Below are 2,673 nucleotides of genomic sequence, written 5' to 3' on the forward strand. Positions count from 1 at the left end.
TCGTAATTCAGTTTTAAAAACTCCATATCCATTACGGGATCAGAAAAACGTTCGCCCAATAGAGCATCCCCCATATCGTGCATATCCCACGGGCTAGGCAAGCTCTCAATCTGCAATTGCTGGGCTAAAGATTCAGACTTGAGTTCTTTAGCGGTATCAGGCCCCAGATAACTCAATGTTAGTAAGCCACCCTCTTTAAGTACTCGCCAGCATTCCTTTAAGAATTGCTTGGGATCGGCCAGATTCTGAATCAAAAGAACACTCACTACCAAATCTACAGAATTACTAGGTAGATTGATGCGCCCCGTCTTCATATAGTCATTTAGAGAAACTACGGCGGTAGATTTCATCTTGGAATTCCAAAAACGAGTCAGTCTCAATTTATACAAATCAAAACTGGATAACTCACTTTCTGGCGCACAATGAAAACGAATTCCAGGAAAACGTTTTGTCAGAAAAGGGGCGTGCGCTCCAGGGAAATCTGGAATCAACAAGACATCTTTTGCCTCCAACTTCACGATGTCTAATTTTTGCAGCATGCGGCCTGCAATTTCATCCTGAAGCCATCTGATTGATTGGGTCATTGGCTCAGTATACTCAGCAGCCCATGCGGCCAATAGAGAATATTTTTCAATCGATTTGTTCTCACCTATTACCAAGCTCATGCATTGTTTGCGGGGCATTTCAGCAACTCACTCTCTGTGCAGAGTGCTACGCCTTATTAGCATCTGAACAGCTATTGAATTACGAATGCTGCCAGCAATGTGGTCTCACACTTCAGGTCGACGAACTAAAAGAAAAAACTTGCCGAGAGTGTTGTGCTAACCGACCCTACTTTGATGCAACTTACTGCCTATATCGCTATGATGGCAAACTGCAATTTGCTTTACATCAATTGAAATATCAGCGTCGACTTGCATATGCACATGGCTTGGCGTCTACATGGAATACTCTGCTTGCAAAGAGCTTAGCAATAACCCAAGCAGACTATCTTCTACCGGTACCGCTAAGCCAAGAAAAACTCTGTGCCCGAGGCTTTAATCAAAGCTGGGAGTTGGCGAGACGAATTCTTTGCGACAAACGCATTCATAAAAACCCACACATCTTGAAGCGCCATCACAGCGACCAGCATCAGGCTCAAGGAAATCGCACCAATCGTCAAATTGCCATTCAAGACATGTTTTATATCAACCCAAGGTACCAGGGACAGCTAGAGTCTGCCTCAGTCATTGTGTTTGATGACGTCATGACTAGCGGAGCAACCCTAAATGAAATCGCCCGCGTATTGAAGGACAATGGGGCATCTCGTGTTATTAATTGGGTATTACTAAGAACACTTCTTCCATCACAAAGATCTGCCAATGTTTAACATTGTTTTATTCGAACCAGAAATTCCACCCAATACCGGTAATATCATTCGCCTGTGTGCAAACACGGGTGCAAAATTACACCTCATCGAGCCGCTTGGTTTTCCCATGGAGGATGCCAAACTTCGCAGAGCCGGATTGGACTATCACGAGTTCGCAAAAGTAAAAGTTCATAAAAACTGGGCGCAATTTCTGGTTGATGAAAAACCTCAGCCCGAGAGAATGTTTGCTCTGACTACCAAAGGATCTGGGAAGTTTCATGATGGCAACTATTTGCCAAATGACTATTTTGTTTTTGGTTCAGAAACTAAAGGCATTACCGAAGAAGTAAGAAGTTCAATTCCAATCTCCAACCAAATGCGCTTAGCAATGCAAGACAGTAGTCGCAGCTTGAATCTCTCAAATACGGTAGCGATTGTGGTTTATGAAGCATGGCGCCAAAACGGATTGCTTGGCGGAAGTTAAAACCTAGACCTCTACCTTGGGGTCGCGCCCCATGAGTTTTTTCACTGCATCATGCGGTGAGAGTTTTCCAGATAGGACCTCGCCCATCATGGCAGTGATTGGCATCTCTACACCCAAGCGAGTCGCCAGATTTCCAACTGCAGAGGCACACAGTACGCCTTCAGCAACATGTCCTAAATTACCTAAAATTTCAGGTAAAGGTTTTCCTGCAGCAAGCGCTAAACCAACACGACGATTACGCGAGAGATCACCAGTTGCAGTCAAAATCAAATCGCCAACACCAGTTAATCCCATGCAGGTCTCTGGTCGCCCACCGGCTGCCTTCACTAGACGCATCATTTCTGCAAGGCCACGAGTTAACACCGCAGCACGCGCGTTTAAGCCAAGATCTAAGCCATCGCCAATACCGGCCGCAATTGCAAGAACGTTTTTAGTTGCGCCACCCAACTCAACACCAACTAAATCATCGCTCGCATAGATACGCATATTACCGTGATGAAATGCGCCTTGAACAATATCGCATAAGGCATTTGATTTGCTAGCGATAGTTAATGCACAAGGCATACCATTACCAACTTCTTGTGCAAAACTAGGTCCCGATAATGCGCCATAAGAATGACGCATGCCATTGCTATGCTGATGATCTTCACGCTCTACTACTTGATGTGGCAATAGAGTAGTGCTGGGCTCTAAGCCCTTACATAGCCAAACAATATTCAGTGGGTGCTTTGCGAGGCGCAATACATTTGCCACTGTTTCCGATAAGCCCGACATCGGAGTAGCAATCACTAAAAGATCTTTTTCAGAGAGGCGCTCAATGGCGCGCTCAAAATTGGCTTCT

Annotated in this window: 4 protein-coding genes; 2 read left to right on the forward strand and 2 right to left on the reverse strand. The window is 45.0% G+C overall.

The window, feature by feature from the left end:
* Nucleotides 1-584, reverse strand: a 584-nt coding sequence (locus tag B7X71_RS14905; protein ID WP_293601242.1) for a class I SAM-dependent methyltransferase, incomplete at its 3' end; no start/stop codon positions are given.
* 155 nt (nucleotides 585-739) lie between these two features.
* Between B7X71_RS14905 and B7X71_RS14910 the strand changes: the two genes are divergently transcribed.
* On the forward strand, nucleotides 740-1,369 hold the full coding sequence (locus B7X71_RS14910; RefSeq protein WP_293601244.1) for a phosphoribosyltransferase family protein: 630 nt from the start codon (nucleotides 740-742) through the stop codon (nucleotides 1,367-1,369).
* Nucleotides 1,362-1,832 (forward strand): tRNA (uridine(34)/cytosine(34)/5-carboxymethylaminomethyluridine(34)-2'-O)-methyltransferase TrmL, encoded by a 471-nt coding sequence (trmL, locus tag B7X71_RS14915; protein WP_215302151.1) that lies wholly within the window; start codon nucleotides 1,362-1,364, stop codon nucleotides 1,830-1,832. Before B7X71_RS14910 ends, trmL begins: the two co-directional genes overlap by 8 nt.
* A gap of 3 nt (nucleotides 1,833-1,835) precedes the next feature.
* Here trmL and B7X71_RS14920 read toward each other — a convergent pair.
* Nucleotides 1,836-2,673, reverse strand: an 838-nt coding sequence (locus tag B7X71_RS14920; protein WP_293601246.1) for an NAD(P)H-dependent glycerol-3-phosphate dehydrogenase, incomplete at its 5' end; no start/stop codon positions are given.

It is taken from the genome of Polynucleobacter sp. 39-46-10 (assembly GCF_002282275.1).